Genomic DNA, 24,725 nt, shown 5'->3' with positions numbered 1-24,725 from the left:
AAGTTCTTACTCTTGTATCTTTTAATTCTTATGCTAATTAGAGCATGTATCATTGTTTCTTTAACCATAATATTCCTTTCTGAGTGTGGAGTCACATTTGCGAGGGTAAAGACATTGTGGGGAAAGAGTGATATTTCATAAAAGAATGCTAAGGAAGCCTTCCTTCCTAATTGAAATGTTTGAACGGATTATAAATGAAGAATGAGTGAGGATAAAGGAGGAAAATGACATGAAAATACTTATTTTAGGGGGAACACAGTTTGTGGGACGTCATATTACAGAAGCAGCTCTGAAAAAAGGTCATGAAGTCACTTTATTTAATAGAGGCCAAACGAATCAAGAGTTATTTCCAAATGTCGAAAAACTTACAGGTGATCGTTCCTCCAACCTTGAGAGCTTAAAAGGAAAAGAATGGGACGTAGTAATTGATACATCAGGTTATTTGCCGGGTGTGGTCGCTGAAACAGCGTCCCTTTTGAAAGACACAGTGCAACAGTATATCTTTATTTCATCTGTTTCTGCATATGACCATTTCCAGGAAATCTATGTAGATGAAACGCATCCTGTAGGAAAACTGGAGGATGAGAGTGTTCAAGAGATAAATGGAGAGACATATGGACCATTAAAGGCTTTATGCGAGCAAACAATAGAGAATATCATGCCGAATCGTACATTGAACATTCGACCTGGTCTGGTTGTCGGTCCACATGATCCTACTGACCGATTTACGTATTGGGTAATGCGTTTCGCTCGTGGAGGAGAAGTACTAGTTCCAGGTGAAGAAAATCGTCCTGTGCAATGGATTGATGTCCGTGATCTTGCAAAATGGACTATCGACATGGCTGAGAAAAGAGAAACAGGTACCTTTAATGCAGTCGGGTATGAGGAAGAAGTTACGATGAAGGACTTTGTAAACAAACTGATTCAGGTAAGCCCAGAGGCAGAAGATAAGTGGGTTAGTGATGAGTGCTTACTAGAAAATAATGTACAACGATGGACAGAGCTACCATTATGGATTCCTAAATCAGATGAACATCCACATGGATTTTTCCTCGTTTCTAATAAAAAAGCGAGAGAGAAAGGTCTTACTTTCCGTTCCATTACTCAAACTATTGAAGACACAAGAAAATGGTTTATATCAAGAGACAATACAGATATGAAAGATGGTATTGGGCTAGAACCATCTAAAGAAGCTTCTTTGAGTCAAAAATGTGGGAAATAGAATAAAAGAGAAAAAGAAATCCTAACATATTGCTAGGATTTCTTTTTTTAACTTTTAACAGCGTATTCCGTAATTCCTCCATTATCTTGAGGATTTGAATTCAAGATAATTTGGGCAGTAGGGATGTTTCTGTGGCTTTCGATAGAATAAAGGTGGCCGTGGAACATAGCCGGGAAAGGAAATATGGGCGGTCGCTCCTATTTTGAAAAAGTTGCCCTGAATTTGGTGAGAGTCGCTCCAAAAATTAAAAAGTCGCTCCTATATTTAGAAACTTCCTCCTAATTTCGAAAACTCGCTCGCAAAAGCTTCCAGCGCATTTGAGTGCAAGCCCGACCCCAGCCATGGCGCTAAACGTCGACAAAATCGCAGTCGCCTCCACAACAATGTTTGAAGTCACTACAATGTCTCGAATCCAAGCTTTAAGATTATGCCTCAATTATGGAATAACTTCCCTATTAATTTATAAACCAATTATGCAATTATGCCTTTAACTGCTAAATACGATATAATAAAATTACGTGAAACGAAGTACTAGACATTTAACCAAAAAACATGTACTTTTTTATAAAAAAGGAGGACATCTTTATGTCTGTAATTGATTCAATGTTGGAGTACAACAAGAAGTTTGTGGAGAACAAAGAGTATGAAAAATACATAACGACTAAGTTTCCGGACAAGAAAATTGTCATCCTAACATGTATGGACACACGTCTATTGGAATTGTTGCCACGTGCCATGAATTTAGGAAATGGCGACGCCAAAATCATTAAAAATGCAGGTGCTATTATTTCTCATCCGTTTGGTAGTATTATGAGAAGTATCATTGTAGCCCTTTACGAATTGCAAGCAGATGAAGTGGCGGTTATTGGGCATTACGGTTGTGGAATGACGGGGTTGAAATCAGAACCAATTATTGACAAAGCACTTGAGAGTGGGATGGATCGTTCAAGCCTTGAAGCTTTGGAGTATGCAGGTGTCGATGTGGAACAGTGGTTGAAGGGTTTTGATGATGTAGAGGAAAGTGTGCAAAATAGTGTCGACCTTATACGTAAGCACCCGTTTCTTCCAAAAAATACGCCGGTTCATGGCCTTGTAATCTCTCCGGAAACAGGGGAACTGACGGTAGTCGATAAGCAATAATAAATGGAAAAACGTGAATAATCATGAGATAGAAGACAAGTCATTGACTTGTCTTCTTATGTTTAAGTCATTCTTTTATGTGTATGCAGTAAATTGTTAACCATCATGTGGTACACATCTCAAGCTAAATTGTTGAGGGTTTAATAATTTTTCTTCTGACACCCGATGTTTTGCTAATTGAACGGCTTCAGGGTAACTTCTTCCATGAATTCATGAACAGATAGGAGTGTTTTCCCAATGTATATCTATCTCCTTTTCAGTATCGATATTCTTTCTAGAATAACTACTATATAAAGAAAAGTAATTCCTCTTTTTAAAATGGAATAAATCTGCTTTAATCTGTCTGATTCATTTTTTTCTTAGAAACTATATCAAACATAGCCTTTCACTAAAAAAAGGAATGAAAATGCTTTAAAATGAAAGAAATAATGATTTGTAAACGAGATTCTAAAGGAAAGTAGGTGTGATGCTTGAATGAGAGAATGGTTGTTGAAGAGTGGTTCGATGCATATTGTGAAGAGTTAAAATGTTATTTCGTGTATTCCATACAATCCCAAGAGGTAGAGCATCTTGTTCAAGACACCTTCCAACATGCGCTACATCATTTTTCCTCATTTCAACAACATCAGTATCCGAAGACTTGGCTGTTTTCCATCGCACATAACGTGATAAGTCAACAGTCATCAGAACAATCTTCTAATCCAATATGGAAGCGGTTACTAAGTGGGCGTGGAAAACAAAAGGTACCTTTGGATGAAGAAACGAATATGAACGATTTAAATAACGATATCTATCTAGCATTTTGTAAATTACCTGAAAATAAAAGAGAAGTTCTTTTTTTGGTTCTGTTGATGGAGTTTCCTTTTACTGAAGTAGCTGAGGTGCTTCAATCTAGTGAGAAAAAAGTGAAGAACAGATATGATATAGCTTGGAGAGCATTAGAAGAGAGCCTTCCTTACTCAATGCATGAAATAAAAGAAGTATTTAGTAAACTATCAAAAACAGTGTCCATACCTTTTGAAAGAAAAGAAATGATGAAACAAGAGCTTCGACTGGAAGTAGGGAAACATGATCGAAAACCACTACACATAAAAAAATCCTCAAATAAGAAGGGGATGGTAGCCGGAGTTAGTGCTGCGCTTATATTAATGACAGCTGTCTATGTTATAACAGATCGAGGTCAAAGCCAAACACAAAGTAATCCTGCAGAAAATGTAGGAGAGGAGAATGAAGAACAACAGGAGAAACAATCTGTCTATGAATTCCATGGGGAGATAAAAAGTCAACCTAACCTTGAATATATGCAGTACGCACCTGGTGGTGAGTTGCTTCTCTTTGTACAAGGTACAGAAGATGGACAATACGAAATTGCGCTTCAACATAGATCGGAGGAGGAGCCAACCATCCTAAAACAAATAGAATACTTTAATCATGAGTTCCGATGGTCTCCGAATGGAAGGTATATCGTAATGTACAGGGATGGCGGTGAACAAACAACTTCTTTAACCTTTATCGATGTAGAAAAAAGGGGAGTAATGGAACAGTCGTTTGAAGCTAAGCTGCATAATGTTAATTGGGAGGACGAGGGGAATGGATTGTTCTTCCAAGAGTATATTCAATCAAACGACAAAGAGTATGAACAAATTACACATTATAGTTTGAGTAATCGTGAAGAGAAAGTGATAGCATCAGGTGTACAAGACGATAAGCCTTATGATTACTCCATACAACGTACTTCTCCTACAGGTATAAAGATCAATAAGCTATTAGCTAATGAAGGGATAGCAAAAGATTTATTTTTTGAAAAACAAGACGATGAGTGGATGAAGGTGGATGCAACGTCATACGCACCTTACTCTCAATCTTTCATTGAACGTTATTTATATTTACGTGATGATACGAATGTTAAACATATGTCATGGAGCGGAAATAACAAAAAGGTTATTTATGTAGAAGAAAATAAGGATACTCGACTAAGAAGTATAAAAATATGGGAAGTGGGAGAAGAATCTCCTCGTCTAATCATTCCAGAACAAGAAGACATACAAAATGTTCGTTCTTTTACTTGGTCCTCTGACAACAAGTATGTACTGACAAGCTATACGCTATTTAATTGGAATGTTTTTAACATGGATGATTTGTCATATACATCGATGAAAGAAGCCACACAAGAACCAGTTTGGGGTCCTGACCATCAAATTGCTGTTATCCAATCCTTGAACAATCAAAAAGACGCTAACGATCACAATGAGGGAGTATCGATTTATACGCTAGACAACAACAATCAGCTCGAAGGAGAGACGATTCATTCCTATAACAGTAATGCTGGTACAGCAACCATTTATGGATGGGATGATCCTAGCAGACTAAATGTGAGATTTGAAAACAGAGAATTTGATGAAAATGCTTACTTATCATTCGAAAATAAACAAAATGGCTGGCAACGAGTTGCTAAAGATACCATTAATGCTCATGCGTTTCAAAGTTCCGTTTGGGGTCTGGATTCGATTCAACGGGATGATCCATACTCAATGTGGGAAGAAATCAATAAGACATCTCCACTACCTTTAGGGAATGGAGAAGAAGCTACCGTTCACATATTTGCTAATGGCAATACAACTAAAGCCAATGCTCCTGCCTTCGCTTACATTCGGTATGATAATAAATGGTTTCGAGTAGGGAGAGTAGGGTATAAGGACGATTCCATTCAGATTGATACAGAACAATATACTTCAGATGAAAACCGAGAAATTGTAATCAATGGATCCAATGAGGTAGATGGTGGTTTCGTGCAACAAACTTATATCATTGGCTTTAACCCAACTCAAGAGCAAGGAAGTTATTTCAAGATAATAGCCTCGATTCCAAATTTCCAAGAAATCGATGTGGATGCGGATGGGGATGAAGAAATGGTATCTACAGAAGGCGGGCACCAGTTAAAGCCGTTTACAACTGTCTTTTATATTCCTCATTTTGAGACGTTCGACCGCATTAATGTTGGAGATGCAATAGGTAGCGACTATGCACGGTTAGAAAAAAACGGAGATCAGTATGTTATTAAGACTGGTAGCGAGGATGACTCGACTAGTACGTATCAATATCGAAACGGAAATCTAAAATTAATAGATTAATAGTTCCCCAACTCATAAGTGGAGTTGGGGTTTTTAAGTAGTATGTTTGACTTATTTGGATAACACCATATAAAATGGTTTAGACAAGAAAAATTGCACTCATGCAAAAATGATATATAGTAAAGAGGTGACAACAATGATCGAAGCATTTAACTCATTAAACCCAGTCATGCAAGCCTTTTTAGCGACTTTATTTACGTGGGGAATGACGGCAGCCGGAGCTGCACTTGTATTCTTTGTAAAAGACGCTAATCAAAAGTTTCTAGATAGCATGCTTGCTTTCGCAGGTGGCGTTATGATTGCAGCAAGCTATTGGTCGTTACTTTCGCCAGCTATTGAGATGGCGGAAAATGGCCCTGTTCCAGCATGGGTTCCAGCCGTTGTAGGGTTTCTATTAGGTGGAGCTTTATTGCTTATGGTGGATAAGATGCTACCAATGCTAGATACTGATAAATATCTTCATGATATTAAAGATAATCGAGCAAAAAATCGTACGGCGTTATTAGTCTTTTCCATGACTCTTCACAACATTCCTGAGGGGCTTGCTATCGGTGTTACGTTCGGAGCTTTGGCTTCCAGTGTTACCGAATCTACTTTAGCTGGTGCCGTAGCATTGGCTATCGGAATCGGGATTCAGAACTTTCCGGAAGGTACAGCTGTCTCTATGCCACTCCACCGTGACGGTATGAGAAAAGGAAAAAGCTTTATGTATGGACAGTTCTCAGGTATGGTTGAACCTATTTCGGCCGTTGTAGGGGCATTAGCAGTTATTTTAATTCAGCCTATTTTGCCTTATGCGTTAAGCTTCGCAGCAGGTGCGATGATTTTTGTAGTAGCAAAAGAAATCATACCTGGTTCACTAGAAAAAGGAAATACAGACATTGCTTCCATTAGCTTAATGATAGGGTTTGCCGTAATGATGACCTTAGACGTAGCACTTGGATAAAGCCATTTTTTTATTACCCCTTGTTTTTCTCATGGTTTATTGAGAGAAACAGGGGGTAAACTTGTTTTAGTGAAATAATTAAGGGAAATGAGGTCGTCCCCATGCGAAATACAAGATTGTGGTTAAGTGTCCGCGATAGCTTTTGGTTTGTACCTTTAATCTATGGTATTTTATCAATAGTTGGAATAGCCTTGACCAAAATGTTAGATTTGTGGTTTATGCCATTTATTGAGCAACATGTTCCAACCCTCTTTTTAGGGAAGCGGAGCATGGCTTTATATTTATACTCTTCATTAATTACAGCGATGTTAACGATGACAACGATTAGTTTTTCTTCTATTATGGTGGTCCTAACTACATATTCCTCTCAGTTCTCCCCGAGAGCTTTAGAGGACTTTATGACAGATCGCATCACCCAAAACGTATTGGGTGTATATGTGTTTGGATTTATGTTTTCTTTAGGTAACTTATTATTACTACCGTCTAGTAAAACGAAGTTGATGATTAGTCCATTTATTACAGTTCTGGTCACAGCATGTACATTGGCATTTTTCGTTTGGTTTATTCATCACTCAGCTCGCTGGGTACAGGTGAACAATCTAATCGGGAAAATACAAAATGAAACGATTCATGTAATCAATCGTAAGTTTTCTGAGAAAGCTTATGGTATTTATGAAGAATGGAATCAAGAAGAAATTAAACGATTAAATCAAAAAGAAAAGCATTATATGAAAGCAAAAGTAAGTGGATATGTGCAACATATTGATTTCCGTCCATTCATTAATTGGGCCCAAAAAAATAACGTGTTTATTAATGTTAACGTGCAGGTCGGTGATTATGTTGAGTCAGGTTCTCCCATCTTTTACTATCAATTTAAAGATGGGGAAGAAAATCTAAATGAAGATATTAGCTTAGATTATGTCATTATTGGTAAAGAACGAACGAATGTACAAGACATTGAGTTCTCTATACAAAAGCTAGTTGAAATTGCGCTTCGAGCTATTTCACCTGGTATAAATGACCCTCACACAGCCATTAACTGTATCAATCGAATTGGCTCATTACTTGCGGAATTAGGGCATAAACATAAACCATTCCGTTATTATACCGATAAACAGGATGAATTAAGATTAATTGTCGAACCCAAATCGTACCACCAATATCTTTATAAAAGCTTCTATCAAATTCGTTTATATGGAAAAAATGATGTATCAGTCATGAACGGCATTTTAGAATCATTATATAAAATAGCCCTCGTAAATGAAGAGCATATTCGAAAAGATATATGGTCCTTCACAATTTATATTCTAGATGCTATAAAAGATGAGGATTATCATCAATACGATTTAGATTTAATCCGTAAAACAGCATCTAATATAGCAGAACTATGTAATGAGGAAGAAGCAATCTAAAAAGGAGTTCAGGCAGATGGAGTGGAGAAATTTATACCGGGGTCTGTTGATGGGAACGAGTGACTTAGTTCCTGGTATCAGTGGAGGCACGATAGCAGTTGTGCTTGGAATTTATAGTCGATTAATTAAAGCAGTTGATGGAGTATTTAGTAGGGAATGGAAAAAACACGTTGGCTTCTTTGTTCCCTTGATTGTGGGAATAGGGGTTGCAATACTGACGCTTAGTAAACTTATTCATTGGTTGCTAGATGTACATCAACAACCAACCCTATACTTTTTTCTAGGGTTGATTATAGGTGTGATCCCGTTTCTGTTTAAACAAGCAGAATATAAACAACATTTTCGGAAGAAGCACTATGGTTTTATGATCATGAGTGCCATCTTAATTAGTTTACTGATGTTTGTGAATAAAGGAACACCAGAACCGTGGGGAGCGTCCCTCACTACGGGTCAGTTTGTACTATTATTTTTCTCTGGGTGGCTGGCCAGTATGGCTATGATTCTCCCAGGTATAAGTGGATCATTTATGTTGTTACTTGCCGGGGTTTATCCCACAGTTATTCAAGCATTATCCGAATTTCAATTGGTACGGATTGTTATCATAGGATTAGGTGTTCTAGTTGGACTGATGATTAGTAGTAAAATCATTAATCATTTATTCACTCACTATCCTTCCTACACCTATGCAATCGTCATAGGCCTTGTGATAGGATCTGTTGGAGTATTATTTCCTGGTGTACCAGTTTCGGTATTATTAAGTCTCATTACCTTTATAGGTGGTTTGATTATTGCGTATTTATTAGGGAAAATTGAATATTGATGATGGACATGGAAATAAAGAACCCCAACACGCTGGTACGTGTTGGGGTTCTTTATTATTTTTTAGCACAGCGTCATTGGGTGACCTGAATACGTTGATTAGTATTTGAAAGCTGTTGCTCCTACAATGATTAGTAGGATGAATAGCACAACGATTAATACAAAGCTACCATAGCCAGCTCCTCCAGTTTGGCAACAACCATATCCTCCATATCCATACATACAAGTTCCTCCTTTTTCGCTAGTGATTTTAAGAATAAAATGTGGCGCTAGATGTCTAGCTCCAGCGCCCAGCGCCTATCAAACTTCCTGCTCCTCCTTACGATAAGTCAACAGGAATCCGGGAAGGTTCTTGGGTGATAGAAGTTCGATTAACACCGCTGCATCACGCAGCAACATCGAACTGACCTAAGTCCTGTAGGCCCGCTTTACTCAGCAATATCGAACCAACCCACGTCCTGTGGGCAGCAGTTTGTACGTCGCTAAACGTGCGCTTGTGCTTTTCTTGTTTAAATATTAGTATCCGTAGCCACCATATCCACCGAATTTAGATGCTCCTACAATAATCAAAAGTATGAAAAGTACAACGACTAATGCGAATCCGCCACCGTAACCATATCCACTCATCTAAACCCCTCCTTTTGTTATGACTTCTTTATTAATGTATGCAAATGCCCTTGTTTTGGTTGGATTATTCCGCAAATTCCCCAAAAATGGGCATGTGTACTAAAGGAGAAGTGACATCAAAGAAAGATGCAAGCGCCCGTTTAGCGGCGAAAAAATTTCCTTTACTATAAAAAAAGCTACTTCCATTAGGAAGTAGCTTTTTTTCATTTATATGATTTGCATTAGATTATGCTTTTTCCCAGTTAGCTGTTAATTGAACATCAGCTGCTTGTAGCGTTGTATATACTGGGCAACGTTCATCTGTGATACGCTGTAGTTCGTTAATACGTTCCTGGGATTCACTTGTGTGAACCTTAGCATTAATAGTAACGGTTTGGAAGTATGGGCGTACACCTTCCGTACCCATTAACCCACGAGGATCTAGAGAACCCTTAATGTCGAAGTCGATGCTTTGTAAGTCAAAACCAATTTCTTTAGCTACGAAGTTTGCTACTACAGTCTCACAACCTGCTAGGGAACTTAGAAGAGTAGATAGTGGATCAGCAGCTTCATTGGTTCCGCCTATTTTTTCTGGTTCATCTATAACAAGTTTGTGTTGATCTGCTGTTTCAATATCAGTTTTTAGTCCTTTTGAGTTACTTTTAACATGAAAAGTTTGTTCTGCCATGATTAAATCCTCCTTTAAGTTGTTTCGAATTCATTATAGGATATTTTTATTATTAAAGCATGTAATCTGTCTTACACCATATCTTCCGCTACGACGACGAAGCTGCGCGTCGGTTCTAAAAGTGGACAGCTTTTGAACAAAGCGACGGGCTTCATTTTCATTGCGAGGGGGGCCAGATCCTATATATGCAAAAAGTTGATTAACGTAAAAAAACGCTCAAAGATTCTGAGCGTTTTTCTATATCTTCATAATTGCCCCTGGTACCAGGAAAAATAACCGAAATGAATACTGAGAAAAAGAATCAGACCAAGCAACAGACTCATCCCTGCCGGAAACAGCCAGTCTTTTTTACGAATGGAAAGATTCCGGTAAAAGGTTCGCTCCCGGCTTCCCGTGAACCCTTTCGACTCCATCGCTACTGCTGTCCTTTCCGCTTTCCGGATGGCTCCTGCTAAAAGTGGCACAGCAAATCGGCGATACCTCTTCCACCGGCTTTCCTGACCAAGACCTCGCACGCGATGGGCTGCCTGGATCTGGCCGAATTCCGATTTCAACATAGGCAAGAAACGGTACCCTGCCATGATTCCATACGCTAATTTCGGCGGCAGCTTCAGCTGCTGCATAAGGCTGAGCAAAAATGCCACCATGTTTGTTGTGAACATAAACAACAACGACAGCGTCGCAAATGCCAGAACACGAAAAGATAGGGACAGAGCAACCATTAAATCCTCTCTCGGTACTTCCCACCCGATAAGATTCACTGTATCGCCGGGATTCTTAGGCATATCTGCGAAAGCGATTGTTGTCCAGAGCATTCCGAAAGCGAAGATTATAAAAGGGAGCAGGTACAACACGTAATGTTTTTTCCGAAACGTCCCGAACAAAAATGTGATGATAATCACAGAAACCGTGAAAAGAAGCGGGGTAATCGGATCAAACATCAGCGCCAGCACGAGAACCAGCCCAAGAATCGTCAGTGCTTTCACACTGGGATTCATCTTATTGAGGTACATAAGCTGCCTCCTCTATCTGAGCTCGTAACGGCCGCTTCAAATGGAATGCCTCAACGTCCTCTTCCCACAATTCTTCAGGAACGCCGGTAAAAGCAACCTCTCCCTCTTTCATAGCAATGGCCCGGGTAGCATAGGTATCGACAAGTTCCATATCGTGGGTAATCATGACAATGGTCGTTCCTGAGCGATGTTTTTCCTCGATTAGGTTCATCAAATGTTCCGTGGACGCAGCATCCTGGCCGAACGTCGGTTCATCGAGAAATAAAACGTCCTGATCATTTACGAGCATCGTGGCTACACTAAGCCTTCGCTTTTGGCCCTGACTGAGACGGAAGGGATGCATATCCACATGCTTCGACAATCCGCACCACTCAAGCATTTGCTGTACCTGTTTACGGTTAGCACCGCTATAGGAAACCTCTTCCCATACGCTGTCCGTGAGAAACTGATGCTCAGGGTTCTGGAAGACATATCCGACGTGGCGGAACTGTTCTTTTTTTCCAAAAGGGTGCTCGACTTTACCGGCAGAAGGGGATATTATACCGGCAAGCAACCGACAAAGCGTCGTCTTCCCGCTTCCATTCGGTCCGACAACCGCTGTGAAAGATCCATTCGAAATAGTCACATTCACATCTTTCAGAACAGATTTCCAGCTTACGTTCTCTGCCCGAAGCAATGGTATTTCATCTTTTCTCACTCTTTGCTTCCCTTCCAGAACAGGATTTCGCCTTCTCAGCTCATCTATCGTCAATGGAAATGGAGGTTCGGCTACTCCTGCCTGAAGTGCCAGCTCAGATACCATCGGCATAGCGACCCCTTGATGCTTCAGGTTTCCTGCGTGTTCTTGCAATCCTTCGCGGAGCGGTCCATCGTAAAAAATTCGTCCATCCCTTCCGAGCATCAATACCCGGTCTGTCATAGAGACCCAGGGGTCCAGGTCGTGTTCGATTATGAAAAGAGATAAATGGCGCTCTTCTTTCAGCGTCTCCAGTAGAGAAACGAACGCCTCTGTCGCTACCGGATCGAGATTGGCCGTCGGCTCATCAAGAATGATCATAGGCGGGTTCATGGCAAGAATACAGGCGAGTGCCAGCTTCTGCTTTTCTCCACCGGACAGGGCCGTAATCATTTCTTTCTTTTTCTCCCGTAACCCGACATCCTGAAGGGCCGCATCGACTTTCTCCTCCATCAACTCCGGGGCCACCTGTAGATTCTCGAGTCCAAATGCCATTTCATCTTCTACCGTCAGCATGCAGAATTGAGTCTCTGGATCCTGAAATACAATGCCGACACTGCGACTTATGGCTCCGGGTAAAGCATCAGCCACTGGTTTCTCATGAAGAGTGACTTCCCCTTCCATTGTTCCTTCCAGTTCTCTTGGATAAAGACCCGTAAGACAATGAGTGAGCGTGCTCTTACCCGACCCGCTCGCTCCAAGAAGGAGTACTGTCTCCTTTTCTACAACGGAAAACGATACATCCTGTATTACCGGCTCTTCCATATCTTCATATTGCAACGTGAGATTCCGAACGCTCATCATGCAGCATGCTTCTTCCGTTTTTCTTTACCTAAAGCAAAGCTCGAAAGCACTCCCGTTTTTGCCAATGCGTCACTTAGTGCTTTGCCGGCTACCCCTGCAAGCAGAGCACCGCTGATGACACGGGTGATGAACATAAGCAGAACATAACCTCCGGCAAGGGCTGCAAACCCTGATTGGAAGTACCCCCAGGCGAAACTGAACACACCGGCCATCATCCCAGCAAACATCAGTGTCCATAAATCATAACGGCGATAGCGGGTCAAAGCGAACCCGGCTTCCGCCCCGAGTCCCTGAATCATTCCGCTGATAATTAGCATCGGCCCTACCGCATTTCCAAGCAGCACTTCCACTGTTGCCGCAATCGTTTCCGAAAGAAAAGCAGCTCCCGGTTTCCGAATGATATAGGCGGCAATGATCGAAACGATGAACCAGATGCCGAAAATGAAATCATAGCCGATTGGACCGAAAAATCCCACGAGCACCTTTCCGACAGGAAGAAAAGCCAGGTAGACGACAGCGAAAACTACCGAAAGCACGGACATGACCACGATTTCTTTCAACTTCCAGTTTTTCATGACTGCTCCTCTTTCTGAGACGGACTGTTTGCCGACATCGTCACTGTCATTACGGTATGAGAAGATCCGCTTCTTTCCGTTTCCCGGAATACATCCTCCAAACCATGGAACGTATCATTCACATCTCCAGATAGTTTCGTTGCATAATGAACGGCAGACACATCAATTCCTTTCTCTTTCATCCTGTCTATTTCCCGGTAAATGACTTCCATATAATCCCCACCGCCCATAGGATAAAGGGAAAACTTTGCACTGGTATGCTGTTTCACCTCATGAAGACCATTGGCAGGCTCACCGATGTCCCCTGTGTACTGATCTCCTGCAGAATCTCCCGGACACCCGATGGAATACGTGGCATTGAATGCCGTGTGTACACCGGTCTTAGCAATTCTCAAAAACACAGCTCTTGTAACATCGAAAACATGCTCGATTTCCCCGCGGACCGTTGTCGTCACTTCGTCAGTATCCATCCAAACATTCGATGTGTCCGTTTCTTTCAGACTTCCTTTGATATATTCCACGAACTGGTCAGTCATCGGATGCACCGAAAACGAACACCCTGCAATCCTTGAATTTCCGCACTGTTGACTCATCTATAATTCCTCCTTCTGATTTAAAAAACAAAAAGACTGCACCCGGTCGTGGGATGCAGTCTGTCTATCAAAAAGAGTTTGTGTTATCACTCAGACCGCACTTCCCCACGCTGGTATTATCCAGATCGGGTTCAAAGGGTCAGAACTGTGTTCTTCTCAGCCACGTATGGCTCCCCTAGTGCATCAATCGGTATGCAGTTTTTTTGTTCTTTGTCTGTTATCATATATCAGTCTGAATTTTTTGTAAACCTCTTTATTTCAGCCATTTCCGTGGGTCGTTTTTCCTGTTTTTAGGTTGTCGCTGCATATTCAACCTGTTCGCGGGTATCGTTCAGCAGGTTAGAATTTAAAGGAGGAATTATCATGGCCAGTCACTTGATCGGCGGCGTGTTCTCACACGTCGGAGATGCAGAAAGAGCTATTCAGGGATTAACGAAACACGGGTACAAAGTGAATGACATTTCCGTTTTTGCCCAGGACAAAAACAAAGTGAATGTACTAGAAGATGAAACCAAAACAAGTGTCACCTCGAATAGAGGCGGTCGCGGGGAAAATGCCGGTAAAGGAGCAGGAATTGGTGCTGCCTCCGGTGGAGTGCTCGGGGGACTCAGCGGTCTTGTAGTCGGCCTTGGCCTTCTTGCCATTCCCGGAGTCGGTCAAATCGCCGCAGCAGGACCTCTCGCTTCTGCTCTGACGGGGGCAGGAGTCGGAGCCGGTGGCGGTGGAATCGTCGGTGCCCTCGTAGGTATGGGTATGCCGAAAGAGCAGGCAAAACAGTACGAAGGTCATTTGAAGGACGGAAAAATCATCGTACTCGTTGAAGCTGCAGAAAAACATGCGGAGCAAGTATATCGCACGTTCATATCAAACCGTACAGAAAACAGTTCCATGTATCCGGAGCACGTCCAGAACGACCACGGACACCATAAGCACCAAGACCACCACGGGCAAAGTGAGCACTACGATAACAATCAAGGAAATCACCATGCACAAGAAGAACCATTCAATCCTGAAATACATGACAACCAGACTGATCACGATCACAATGCGACTGAAACACGCTCCGACCGTCACAAAAAATAAAGCAAAAAACCCTGTCCGACCTTACGAATCGGACAGGGTTTTGTTTGTTTAGATGGTTTTCAGCGCGTCTAAAATAGGGGTATCCCCTTTGGTCACCTGAAATTCTTTATTGATCAGACTGTCGTTATTAAGATTCTCTACAATCACTTTCGCCACGTCTTTACGCGGGATCTCATCTCTGGTTACTTCAGCTGCGGCATTCACTTTTCCGGTTCCAGCATCATTCGTTTCTGTTGCTTCATGGCTTTCTTCGGAGAGCTTATGAACTTCTTGCTCAACAACACTAAAACCTCGACCTGTATTTCCAGCTCGAGCTGCTTCTATGGAAGCGTTAAGGGCAAGTTTGGGAAGAGATTTTTTGAAGGGTTGAAATGATATCTGTTAATGCTTTTAATAGGGAGGATAGAATCTTCACCTTTTCTAGCAATACAGAGGAAAACTGTTGTATTTCTTGCATCTCTTTCGTGAAATGTGTGTACCTTCCGTAGTTTTCTCCGCAGCTACATCTAGATTGTTGTTGATAGAAGTAGATGTCTGAGTTATCTGGTTGGTTTGTTTTACAATAGACTCGGCAATATCCAAAAAGGATGAGATGGTTTCTTTTTGTTGCGCCATAGTATTTTTAGCAATAATAATGTCTTGTTCGTTATGGCTATTCATATTTCATTACCCCTAGATTATACTATATGTAAACCTACGCTATTAGCGAAGGTTCTTTGTATCGTAATTCAATATGTCTAAACCTTTAAAAACATCTTGATCGGTTACATAAACTGGAGCGTAAACCTCTCCAACGAGTTCTTTTAATCTTTGATGAGAATTAGGTTCTTGTAAAATGTTTACTTCTTCAAAACTAATGTTTAGATCCTGTAAATGTTTTTTTGCTTTAAAACAGTTTTTGCAACCGTCCATTGTGTAAAGTAGATTCATGATGTGGCCCTCCTTATTCTCTAATGTGACAAAACAAAAAAGAGGTGATGGATAGTGGATAAATTACTAATGCTCTCCCAAATCAGTTTATTTGATGAACTACCGAAAGAAGAGCTAATGGTCGTAGATGAAATGAGTGAGATGAAACCTGTTAAAAAAGGAACGCTTATCTTATCACCAGAATCCCCGATTGAAGCTTTATTTTTACTTAAACAAGGGCAAGTGCGTTTGTATCGTATGAATTCTCAAGGTAAACAGTTTACGGTAGATATACTAGTGGATGGGAATATCTTTGGTGAAACTTCTACGATGTCACTTACAGATAATGAAATTTACGCAGAAGCCATGACGGATACATATCTGTGTATTTTAAGTAACGAAGACTTTGAACAATTCATTCAAACTAATTCCAATATTGCTTTAAAGTTAATTGATATTCTATCGACCAGGCTTAAAGAAGTGTACACGATTAGTGAAAAAATAGCGTTAAGTGATGTGAAAAATAGGTTGCTGTATTTACTACTAATGCTTAGTGAGAAAACTGGTCGACGGAAAAATGAATGGCAAACCATTGAGATGAAATTAACACATCATGACTTGGCCAATATGATTGGTTCCACAAGAGAAACGACAAGCGCTATCATTAGCCAATTAAAAAAAGAAGGCTATATTAAAAAAGGGATACAACATTTTTCTGTGAATGCGGAAAAGACGAAAGAGTTGCTGGATGTATAAAAGTACATCCAACTTTCTTTGTTTTCGCCTGTTTGGACTCCAACAAATCAACATCGAATCACTTCGTTCTTTGTGTTTCCTTTATCTCCTACGGTTCAGTCCAGCACATACGTCGCTACCGGGGCGCCTCCTAGCTCCTAGCGTCATAAGCAATCTTTTCTCCAGAGGCTAAACGCCTCTTACGAAAATCTTACTTATGCGTACGGAGCTAAGCAGTCGCCTCCGCTTTCTGTCCACGTCCAGCTCCAGCGCCTACCCCCTCGGGGTCTTAAGTCAATCCTCGCTGTGGCAAAAAACGCCACTTCGAGGCTTGCCTTAAGCCTGTCGGGGGTGACCAAGGCGCTTGCGCTTTTGATCTTACCTAAACCATCGTATAAAGGTTTTGGATAGTTTTGGGATGACGCCATTGAAGAGTTTGGCTCTCCAGTATTGGTTGCTGGCGTTTTCGATGGAGGCAGTGTGGTTTGGGTATGGGTAGATCATGTTGGATAGGTCTCCGATTTTCATGCCTTTCTCTACTGCTAGAACGACGACTTGCATCCAGTCTCCTGCGCCTTTTCCGATAGCGTGTGCGCCTACTATGTTTCCTTTTGTATCTGTAATGATCTTAATGAATCCATTGGTGGCATGGTCTGCTACGAAGCGGTCTACTTGGTCGAGTTCTGTTTTATAGATCATGACGTCGCCATGCTTTACTTGTGCTTTTTTTTGGGTTAGGCCGTAATGGAATATTTCTGGTGTTGTATAGGTGTTCCATGGAATGTTGTCGTAGGAAACTTTTCGTTTTAAGCCGTATAGGGCATTTTGTACGACGGTTTTGCCTTCATAGCCTGCAACGTGGGTGAAATACAATCCACCATTCACATCTCCAACAGCGAAGATATGTGGAACGGAGGATCTTAGGGTGTCGTCTACTTTGACATGACCTTTTTCATCCATTTCCACACCTGTGTTTTCTAGTTGCAGGTTGTCTGTGTTAGGTTTTCGGCCAACAGCTAAGAAGATTTGATCAGCTTCGATAACATGATCTTCATCGCCTATAGTGTAGTGCACATAATTTTTTTCATCGTGTCGAGACGTTTTTGAAACGCGTGCATTTGTGATGACATTCAATTCTTGTTCAAGCATACTTTGTGCGGTATTTTGAATGTCTTGGTCTTCTTTTCCTAGTAGATGTGGTCCTGCTTCTAGTACGGTAACTTCAGAACCAAGTCTAGAGTATGCTTGAGCTAGCTCTAATCCGATTGGTCCGCCGCCAATAAACACTAATTTTTGCGGTAGTTGTTCAAGGTTGAAGGCTGATTCATTTGTAATATAGCCTGTCTCTTCTAAGCCTTCAATAGATGGTACATTAGGGCGGGACCCTGTTGAAATGACAATACGTTTCCCGTAAATATTCTCATGGCCCTCGACTTGTATTTCGTGATCGGTAGCAAAAGAAGCTCCACCTAGATAGACGTCGATTCCTAATTCTTTGAAGCGGTCAATATCATCGTGTTCCTGAATGTGATCAACGGAAGCCTTCACTCGATCATTAATAGCTTTCAAGTCAACCTCACCAGAAGCATGAATGCCATAGGCTTGTACATTTCGAGCATGATACACCTCATTTGCTGCTTCAATTAGGGCTTTTGATGGAACGCACCCAAAGTGAAGGCAATCCCCGCCTAGGTCATCGCGTTTTTCGACTAATGCTACGTTTGCACCAAGAGAGGCAGCACCTGCTGCAACAGTTAACCCTCCAGCACCGCCACCTACTACAATAAGATCATATTTTTTCACAATACCCTCTCCTTTATGACAAAATCCGTTTTGCTTCCATAAATCGTTGGAGCCCCGTGTACAGTTCTATAATAAAGAAGGCCAACGTAGACCATAGCAATATGGATGGAAACAACATCATAATACTAAATAGAATGAATCCTTCTGAACGCTCTGCTAAACCCGTCTGATAATAAAAGGATTTTACACCTTGTTTATCGGAGACAGCTCCTACTGTTAAAAAGATTGTCATAGAAAAAATAATCGACACGCTTAATAAGAGGAGCGGCCACAACATTTCTGGATGAACATAAGCTATCCCTAAGATAATACTAATCTCTACCACCCGATCGAATGTGATATCCATAACGGTTCCAAAGCCAGATGGTTGTGTCATCCGAGCCATCGTGCCGTCTACAGCATCTAGGAAGCCTGATAACCACAGAGCTAAAACAGCTACAATGGGTAGCCCAGATCCATACAGCACTCCAGCAGAAACACCGATGATAAAGGCGATAACGGTAACTTGGTTAGGAGTAAGCCCTCTTTTCGTGAGCCATTTTGATGTATGTTCAATAGAAGGTTGAACATATTTGCGAGCATGTGTGTCTAACATAGGAGCACCTCCTTATTAGGATAAACCGAGCCATCTTTTCACACGATTGCGAAGTAGATATGTGATGAACATTAGTAATACGAAAAAACCAATTCCGATTGCAATCTTGCTTGAATCACCTTCCCCAATACTCGAACCAAGAAAGGCATAAGCAAATGTACCAGGCATCATTCCTAGAAAACTTGCTAGAATAAAAGAACCAAATTTCACACGAGCTATACCAGAAATATAACTTAAAATGTCGAAGCCCATAATGGGAATGAGTCTTAACACAAGCACATATAAAAAACCACGTTCTTGTACTTTCTCATAAATTTGATCTGACCATTTAAATGTGTGAAACTTTAGTAACGAATCTCCAAAATATCGTGCCATTACGTACCCTGTAGCAGCAGCACCTGTAGCACCAAGTAAAATATAAATGACTCCTGGAAATACACCATATACAAGGCCGGCAGCGAGGGACATGACCGAAGTAGGGAAGAAGACTATCGGACCTAGTGCATACAGTAAAAAGAATATAAGTGGTCCCCAAACACCAAATGATAAAATGAAGTCTTTAATTGCTTCTTTTCCTATATTGAGCTCAAATCGCACAATGTATGCTGCTAACAAGAATAATAGAATTACGATGGCTGGTTTAATCCAATTTTTCCACTGTTTCATTTTAATCATTCCTTTATTTCGACTTCAGGAAACAATTGAACTGCTTCAGCGTTGGCCATAATAGTTACATTTCCCCCCTCATGTAACGAAAGGGAACTGGGTAAGGTGATTCGTTTTCCCATGGATTCAATCCAAAGTTGATAAAATGTTTCTCCATGGATAAACACCTGATTTTGGACAATTGCTTCCAGTTGAAGGTACGCATCACTTGAAGTGTTTTTACTAATATATAAATGAGACACTGGGACATATTTACGACCATCCAATACAAGGCAATCACTGAAAAATGTTGCAACGAAAGGGTTAACAGGACTTCGATAAACATCTTGAGGTGTGCCTATTTGTTGAAAGACTCCATCATGAAAGACACCAACGCGATCCCCCATTTGCATCGCTTCCTCCCGGTCATGTGTAACAAAGATAGCTGTCATCTGTTGAGACTTCAGAAGCTTACGAACCCAGTCTCTCATCTCATGACGAAGCTTCGGGTCAAGGCTACTAAACGGTTCGTCTAATAAGATTAGATCCGGTGATATAGCAAGCGAACGGGCCAAGGAAACTCGTTGTTGTTGGCCTCCTGACAATTCGTGGGGGAAGCTTTTCTCATAGCCTTTCAACCCGACTTTTTCAATGAATTCCTGTGCTTGTTTACCCCGTTCTTCCTTTTTAATCTTTTGGAAGGTAAGTCCATAAGCCACATTATCTAAAATCGTCATATGGGGGAAAAGTAATGCTTGTTGAAATACTAAACTAACAGGTCTTTTATTGGCTGTAAGCTTCGTTACATTTTGGTTATCAATTATAAAATCGCCTTCTGAGAAGGGTTCTAATCCAGCTAGACAACGAAGAAGGGTGGTTTTTCCACTTCCTGATGGACCTACAATACTAAGTATCTCTCCTTTAGAAAGCTGTGCCTGCACATGCTTGAAAATAACCTCATCTCCAAAGGATTTAGAGGCATGTTGTAGTGTGATAAATGATGATTGCGTCATGATTTCATCCTCCATGGTGATTGGTATGGCAAAAAGCATAGGATAAATTCTACCATGATGTAAAATAAGATTGGTACGAGTGCAAACCATATCGAAAAGGCTGCTAAAACAGTACTACTGGCAGATTGTAAGAAAGGGAAATAGACCATCGCCAATGTTACGACGTTTCCTCCACCAATTATGGCAGTGATGACGTATTGGCTGAGACTAATGACGAACGTTAAGAAAATCGTACTTCGTAAAGCAGGTTTCAATAATGGAAGCTCGATTGTTAAGAATCGGTTCCATACATTAGCCCCAAGCGAAGTAGATTGTTCCAGTATATTTGATCCTAACGATACATAGCCATTCCGTAGAATTTTTATACTGTACGGAATGGTGGGAACCAGGTGAATGAGAACAACACCGACCCACATATCTGCCAACCCGAGTCGTATCATTGCAATATGAACCCCCATTGCAATCGCTAGTAAAGGAAATATAAGAGGTAGCAAAAAAAGCGTATCCATAATTGATTTTCCTTTGAATTGATAAAATGCCAATGCTTTTCCTGCTGACAATCCAATGAGTAGGTTTAGTATCACTATAACTCCGCCGATTAGTAAAGACATGAATGTAGCGCTTACTAATTGGTTCTCTGAAAGGAGTGTAGTCCATCCTCTAAGTGTAAAGTGCATGTGAAAGTGAGCCTGATACCTCCAAGGTAGTGTGAAACTCTTAACAATTAAAAATACCACTGGAAATAGAAATAGAACGCTTGTCAAAAACCAGAAGCTGGCAGTTTTTATTCTTGAATTATACTGCATCTTACCGGTTTCCTTTCGTTAACAGCCAGCGTTTTCGATTCATTAATGAAAATCCTATCCATGCTATAATTCCGATAATGATACTTGTTGAAATCATCGCGGCGAAAGCGAGTGGACGTTCACTCCAATCACCTGAATAAAACCAATCATAGGTAAGGATCGAAATCATTTCCGGGAATGTAGCGCCGAGCAAATACGGAATTTCATATGCGCTAAAAATGAATGAAAATAAGATGACACCGGTTTCCAGTAACACAGGAAAAATCCACGGCCACTCTGCATCTTTAAAACTATGCCATCGGTTTCCACCAAGGGTTTGTACAAGATCTTGATAATGGGTATTTTGCTGCGTATAAATAGGGAGGAGCATGAGAATAACAAAAGGTATCTCCTTTCCCATATACGTTAGAATCATACCGAAACCACTTTTATCATTCGTTAAGATGGGAAAAGCTTCTCTTGAATCAATAATGCCCATTTGAAATGCCATATAAGAAATAAAGCCACTTTGTTGAAATAGTAGTAATACGAGATAGCCCCACACGAAATGAGGGAATAGCATGGGAATCCAGGCAGCTAACTTCCCAGATGTTTTATTAATATATTCTGTGAATGTCCTTGTGAACAAAAGGCCAAAGCCTAAGGATAACAGCGTTGCTACAATAGCGATGCGTAAACTATAGATTAATGATCCCCAAAAGGCATCTCGTGCCAATAATTGTTGATAAACGGATATAGAAAACGTGCCATTAACTCTTAAACTGCTCCATAAAGCAGATAGTAACCCATAAATAGGTAGTAAAAGAAAAAGAAAGGCTGGTAGCAGTAGCAACCAAGCCTTATTTGTTTCGGATAATCTCATCTTTCCAATTCTCCTTTATCCATTCCACGTAACCTGAATCCGCTTCAGGTAAAAAGCTGTTTTCGAGTTTCTCTGTAGATAGTACAGTTTCACCTCGGTTAAGAGAATCAAATTTCTTCTTCTGCTCTTCAGGAAGTCTATCTACACTTATTGGTGTATTATCCCCCCAATAAGTTGGTTCAAGTTTCTTATACTGAGCATCAGGAGAGAGCAGGAAGTTAATCGCAGCCATAGCTCCGGGTTTATTTGAGCTATTAAACGGTATGGCTAAAAAGTGTGTGTTTCCAAGTGAACCAGGTTCCATAACAAACGATCGAGTTGATGCAGGGAAAACTCCTTGTTCTATGAGATGTTCTGCACGAGCTTCGTTATAGCCCATAGTCATCCATATATCTCCTTGGCTATACAGGCGGTCTAGCTCTGTAAGCGATGCAGGGTAGTGCTCACCATTTCTCCATAAGTCAGGCTTGATGGTATTTAAATATTCCCACATAGGTTCTGCTTTTTTAGAAGCATATTCCTTACTAAATGGTTCTTCAATGATTTCCTTTGGGTCTTCCACAGTTGCATACAGAAGTTGGCGCAAGAATGCATTTCCGGAGAAATCATCTGCGTTAGGGTACGTGAATTTTCCTGGATTTTCTTTAATCCAAGTTTGTAATTCATCGAAACTCTTTGGTGGATTGGATATTTTGTTGCTGTCATATTGAAATACAAACTGAACCTTTCCCCAAGGAGCTTCATATCCCTCTGTCGGAGTACCAAAATCGTATTGGAAAGCTAAGCTATCTTGATCATAATAATCGTTGAAATTAGGAAGTTGATCTCGAAATGGACCATACAGAAGGTCGTTTTCCTTAGCATTTTTAAAGTTTTCACCGTTCACCCATACAATATCTATTGTTCCATCTTTTTTTCCAGCTTGTTTTTCAGATTGGAGTTTTTGTAGTATATTTTGGGTATCCATCGGAACGCGTTCAAGGGTAATGTTGTACTGTTCCTTTAATCTAGGCGCTACCCATTCGTCCATGTACTGGTTAATTCCTTCATCTCCACCCCACATGTGAATATTTACGGTAGTCCCATCTGCTTGTTGTTTTATTTCATCCCATGAAAGGTCGTTAGGGTTTGACTGCTGTGTTTGTCCTTGGTTGCAGGCAGATAACAAAAGTATTAAGACAATAAATCCAGCTAAGCCTGATTTTTTCATGTTTCCCAGCCCCCTGAGTGTTTGTTCTTTTATTATACAGATATGCTATAAAGAAAGGATGTAATCCACCTTACATTTGTGAGCATAGGTATTTTCTGATAGGCTCTAATATGATTTAATAAGTATGAACCATTATTAAGGAGGTCCAATTAATGGAGTTTATTCATGATAGAAGTGTCTTTGATAAGACCATCCAAGGCGAACAACCGGTAATCATCAAGTTTTCTGGTAACTGGTGTCCGGATTGTAAGCGAATGGATATGTTCATTGGTGATATTTTAGAAGAATACAATAAGTTCGAGTGGTATGAAATTAATCGTGACGAACTACCAGAAGTGGCTCAAGAATATGAAGTAATGGGCATTCCTAGTATTTTAATCTTCCAAAACGGAGAAAAGAAAGCTCATCTTCATAGTGCTAACGCAAAAACACCAGAGGAAGTGCAAGAGTTCTTAAGCGCTTCTATTTCAAAATAAAGTAGGTATTTTTAGGAGTGCTAGGTTTAGCACTCCTTTTTATTTTATCATGCTTATCTTCCTATCTATTAGTAGTAATCGGCTATGTAGATTAACTTATAAGAAAAGCACAAGCGCCAGAACTTATGCTTTCTTTACTTATAAAATAGGGCACTTCTCTAAAAATGAGAAGTGCCCATTTTCATGTTTATTTATGTTTCAATAAGCTTTAGCTTACTTGGTTAATCCAATCTTTAAAGTTTGTCACCACGTTATCAATAAAATCAATGGTTCCAGGATCGGTTAATTGCCCATTATCGTCAAATTTGTCTTGTATGGTTCCAAGGAATATCTCATTTTGAGGAAGCACTTTGGCTGACACACCAGGAGCATTTAAGATTTGTCGCAGGTGTAGTTGTGAGCGTACGGTACCTAGTGCTCCTTGGGAAGCTCCAGCAATCATAGTTGGCTTTCCGGCTGTTGGTCTTCCGGAGCGCGAGAACCAGTCGATCGCATTTTTAAGCACTGCAGGTATAGAGTGATTGTACTCTGGTGTAACAAATAGGATACCATCACTATTATGGATTTGCTCTACAGCAGATTGAACCGTTTCAGGAGGTACTTCTTCATCATCCTGATTGTATAAAGGAAAGTCCCTAATATTGATTAATTCAATGTCCATCGAATCCCGGTAGCGATCTTGTATAAAGGTTGCTACTTTTTTGTTATAGGAGTCTTCACGATTAGAGCCAACAATTGCTGCAATTTTCATTGAATATCACTCCTTGAGTAGTAGTGTGTGTTCAAGAGTACCCATTATTAAAATTAATAAACTGTAGGAAATAAGTAAAGCAATCAGCATATATGATGTGCTAGCTATAAAGGATTTAATCTATGTAGAAGAAAGGAAGGCGAAATCACAAT

At 40.6% G+C, this 24,725-nt stretch carries 27 protein-coding genes, 1 pseudogene and 1 riboswitch; of the genes and pseudogenes, 9 read left to right on the top strand and 19 right to left on the bottom strand.

Annotated features, from left to right (window positions below; all coding sequences use genetic code 11):
• Positions 1-229: 229 nt before the first annotated feature.
• From GLW08_RS18125 to GLW08_RS18100, 6 genes are all read left to right on the top strand, one after another.
• Positions 230-1,222, top strand: coding sequence for an NAD-dependent epimerase/dehydratase family protein (locus GLW08_RS18125; protein ID WP_160850051.1), 993 nt, complete (start codon positions 230-232; stop codon positions 1,220-1,222).
• Positions 1,223-1,807: 585 nt separating this feature from the next.
• Positions 1,808-2,362 carry a beta-class carbonic anhydrase gene (locus GLW08_RS18120; protein WP_160850050.1) on the top strand — a complete coding sequence of 185 codons (555 nt, stop codon included), beginning with the start codon at positions 1,808-1,810 and terminating at the stop codon, positions 2,360-2,362.
• Between the two features lie 470 nt (positions 2,363-2,832).
• Positions 2,833-5,493, top strand: coding sequence for an RNA polymerase sigma factor (locus tag GLW08_RS18115; RefSeq protein WP_160850049.1), 2,661 nt, complete (start codon positions 2,833-2,835; stop codon positions 5,491-5,493).
• Positions 5,494-5,629: 136 nt separating this feature from the next.
• Entirely contained in the window at positions 5,630-6,439 is an 810-nt protein-coding gene (locus GLW08_RS18110) for a ZIP family metal transporter (protein ID WP_160850048.1), read from the top strand.
• 101 nt (positions 6,440-6,540) lie between these two features.
• The gene (locus GLW08_RS18105; protein WP_160850047.1) at positions 6,541-7,851 is read left to right on the top strand and encodes a DUF2254 domain-containing protein; all 1,311 of its coding nucleotides are present in this window, start codon (positions 6,541-6,543) and stop codon (positions 7,849-7,851) included.
• Positions 7,852-7,867: 16 nt separating this feature from the next.
• Positions 7,868-8,671, top strand: coding sequence for a DUF368 domain-containing protein (locus GLW08_RS18100; protein WP_160850046.1), 804 nt, complete (start codon positions 7,868-7,870; stop codon positions 8,669-8,671).
• Between the two features lie 98 nt (positions 8,672-8,769).
• On the opposite strand, the gene GLW08_RS18095 is transcribed toward GLW08_RS18100, so the two are convergent.
• From GLW08_RS18095 to GLW08_RS18065, 7 genes are all read right to left on the bottom strand, one after another.
• The gene (locus GLW08_RS18095; protein ID WP_160850045.1) at positions 8,770-8,892 is read right to left on the bottom strand and encodes a YjcZ family sporulation protein; all 123 of its coding nucleotides are present in this window, start codon (positions 8,890-8,892) and stop codon (positions 8,770-8,772) included.
• Positions 8,893-9,186: 294 nt separating this feature from the next.
• Positions 9,187-9,297: a YjcZ family sporulation protein gene (locus GLW08_RS18090; protein ID WP_160850044.1), complete on the bottom strand. Its 111-nt coding sequence runs from the start codon at positions 9,295-9,297 to the stop codon at positions 9,187-9,189.
• A gap of 226 nt (positions 9,298-9,523) precedes the next feature.
• Entirely contained in the window at positions 9,524-9,964 is a 441-nt protein-coding gene (locus GLW08_RS18085) for an OsmC family protein (RefSeq protein WP_160850043.1), read from the bottom strand.
• Between the two features lie 245 nt (positions 9,965-10,209).
• Positions 10,210-10,977: an energy-coupling factor transporter transmembrane component T family protein gene (locus tag GLW08_RS18080; protein ID WP_160850042.1), complete on the bottom strand. Its 768-nt coding sequence runs from the start codon at positions 10,975-10,977 to the stop codon at positions 10,210-10,212.
• Positions 10,964-12,517, bottom strand: coding sequence for an ABC transporter ATP-binding protein (locus GLW08_RS18075; RefSeq protein WP_160850041.1), 1,554 nt, complete (start codon positions 12,515-12,517; stop codon positions 10,964-10,966). Before GLW08_RS18075 ends, GLW08_RS18080 begins: the two co-directional genes overlap by 14 nt.
• Complete coding sequence (locus GLW08_RS18070) at positions 12,514-13,092, bottom strand: ECF transporter S component (RefSeq protein ID WP_160850040.1); 579 nt, start codon at positions 13,090-13,092, stop codon at positions 12,514-12,516. The genes GLW08_RS18075 and GLW08_RS18070 overlap by 4 nt, the downstream gene beginning before the upstream one ends.
• On the bottom strand, positions 13,089-13,685 hold the full coding sequence (locus tag GLW08_RS18065; RefSeq protein WP_160850039.1) for a YkoF family thiamine/hydroxymethylpyrimidine-binding protein: 597 nt from the start codon (positions 13,683-13,685) through the stop codon (positions 13,089-13,091). Before GLW08_RS18065 ends, GLW08_RS18070 begins: the two co-directional genes overlap by 4 nt.
• An 85-nt stretch (positions 13,686-13,770) precedes the next feature.
• Positions 13,771-13,872, bottom strand: a riboswitch (TPP riboswitch).
• Positions 13,873-14,072: 200 nt separating this feature from the next.
• On the opposite strand from GLW08_RS18065, the gene GLW08_RS18060 reads away from it, so the two are divergent.
• Positions 14,073-14,768 (top strand): low temperature-induced protein, encoded by a 696-nt coding sequence (locus GLW08_RS18060; protein WP_202406368.1) that lies wholly within the window; start codon positions 14,073-14,075, stop codon positions 14,766-14,768.
• 48 nt (positions 14,769-14,816) lie between these two features.
• On the opposite strand, the gene GLW08_RS22015 is transcribed toward GLW08_RS18060, so the two are convergent.
• From GLW08_RS22015 to GLW08_RS18045, 4 genes and pseudogenes are all read right to left on the bottom strand, one after another.
• On the bottom strand, positions 14,817-14,972 hold the full coding sequence (locus GLW08_RS22015; protein WP_237458500.1) for a hypothetical protein: 156 nt from the start codon (positions 14,970-14,972) through the stop codon (positions 14,817-14,819).
• 72 nt (positions 14,973-15,044) lie between these two features.
• Positions 15,045-15,092 (bottom strand): annotated as a pseudogene (locus GLW08_RS22300) (hypothetical protein); the annotation flags it as partial.
• Between the two features lie 96 nt (positions 15,093-15,188).
• Positions 15,189-15,428: a hypothetical protein gene (locus GLW08_RS18050; RefSeq protein ID WP_160850038.1), complete on the bottom strand. Its 240-nt coding sequence runs from the start codon at positions 15,426-15,428 to the stop codon at positions 15,189-15,191.
• A 42-nt stretch (positions 15,429-15,470) separates the two neighbouring features.
• Positions 15,471-15,698: a glutaredoxin family protein gene (locus tag GLW08_RS18045; RefSeq protein ID WP_160850037.1), complete on the bottom strand. Its 228-nt coding sequence runs from the start codon at positions 15,696-15,698 to the stop codon at positions 15,471-15,473.
• Positions 15,699-15,752: 54 nt separating this feature from the next.
• On the opposite strand from GLW08_RS18045, the gene GLW08_RS18040 reads away from it, so the two are divergent.
• Positions 15,753-16,433, top strand: a complete 681-nt coding sequence (locus GLW08_RS18040; RefSeq protein ID WP_160850036.1) for a cyclic nucleotide-binding domain-containing protein — start codon at positions 15,753-15,755, stop codon at positions 16,431-16,433.
• A 357-nt stretch (positions 16,434-16,790) separates the two neighbouring features.
• Here the strand turns inward: GLW08_RS18040 and GLW08_RS22295 are convergent, their stop codons facing one another.
• The 7 genes from GLW08_RS22295 to GLW08_RS18005 are packed head-to-tail and all read right to left on the bottom strand — an operon-like array spanning position 16,791 to position 23,346.
• Positions 16,791-18,215: an FAD-dependent oxidoreductase gene (locus tag GLW08_RS22295; RefSeq protein ID WP_160850035.1), complete on the bottom strand. Its 1,425-nt coding sequence runs from the start codon at positions 18,213-18,215 to the stop codon at positions 16,791-16,793.
• Positions 18,216-18,228: 13 nt separating this feature from the next.
• Positions 18,229-18,810 carry a CDP-alcohol phosphatidyltransferase family protein gene (locus GLW08_RS18030; protein WP_160850034.1) on the bottom strand — a complete coding sequence of 194 codons (582 nt, stop codon included), beginning with the start codon at positions 18,808-18,810 and terminating at the stop codon, positions 18,229-18,231.
• Positions 18,811-18,825: 15 nt separating this feature from the next.
• A complete protein-coding gene (locus GLW08_RS18025) occupies positions 18,826-19,476 on the bottom strand; it encodes a TVP38/TMEM64 family protein (protein WP_160850033.1) in 651 nt (216 codons plus the stop codon).
• 5 nt (positions 19,477-19,481) lie between these two features.
• The gene (locus tag GLW08_RS18020; RefSeq protein ID WP_160850032.1) at positions 19,482-20,468 is read right to left on the bottom strand and encodes an ABC transporter ATP-binding protein; all 987 of its coding nucleotides are present in this window, start codon (positions 20,466-20,468) and stop codon (positions 19,482-19,484) included.
• Positions 20,465-21,274, bottom strand: a complete 810-nt coding sequence (locus tag GLW08_RS18015; RefSeq protein WP_160850031.1) for an ABC transporter permease — start codon at positions 21,272-21,274, stop codon at positions 20,465-20,467. The genes GLW08_RS18020 and GLW08_RS18015 overlap by 4 nt, the downstream gene beginning before the upstream one ends.
• A 1-nt stretch (position 21,275) precedes the next feature.
• The gene (locus GLW08_RS18010; RefSeq protein WP_160850030.1) at positions 21,276-22,136 is read right to left on the bottom strand and encodes an ABC transporter permease; all 861 of its coding nucleotides are present in this window, start codon (positions 22,134-22,136) and stop codon (positions 21,276-21,278) included.
• A complete protein-coding gene (locus GLW08_RS18005) occupies positions 22,114-23,346 on the bottom strand; it encodes an ABC transporter substrate-binding protein (protein ID WP_160850029.1) in 1,233 nt (410 codons plus the stop codon). Before GLW08_RS18005 ends, GLW08_RS18010 begins: the two co-directional genes overlap by 23 nt.
• 152 nt (positions 23,347-23,498) lie before the next feature.
• On the opposite strand from GLW08_RS18005, the gene GLW08_RS18000 reads away from it, so the two are divergent.
• Positions 23,499-23,822 carry a thioredoxin family protein gene (locus tag GLW08_RS18000; protein WP_160850028.1) on the top strand — a complete coding sequence of 108 codons (324 nt, stop codon included), beginning with the start codon at positions 23,499-23,501 and terminating at the stop codon, positions 23,820-23,822.
• A 208-nt stretch (positions 23,823-24,030) separates the two neighbouring features.
• On the opposite strand, the gene GLW08_RS17995 is transcribed toward GLW08_RS18000, so the two are convergent.
• A complete protein-coding gene (locus tag GLW08_RS17995; protein ID WP_160850027.1) occupies positions 24,031-24,573 on the bottom strand; it encodes an NADPH-dependent FMN reductase in 543 nt (180 codons plus the stop codon).
• Positions 24,574-24,725 lie beyond the last annotated feature (152 nt).

The organism is Pontibacillus yanchengensis, from assembly GCF_009856295.1.
Classification (GTDB): Bacteria; Bacillota; Bacilli; order Bacillales; family BH030062; genus Pontibacillus; species Pontibacillus yanchengensis_A.
This window is presented reverse-complemented; position numbering and strand designations above follow the sequence as displayed.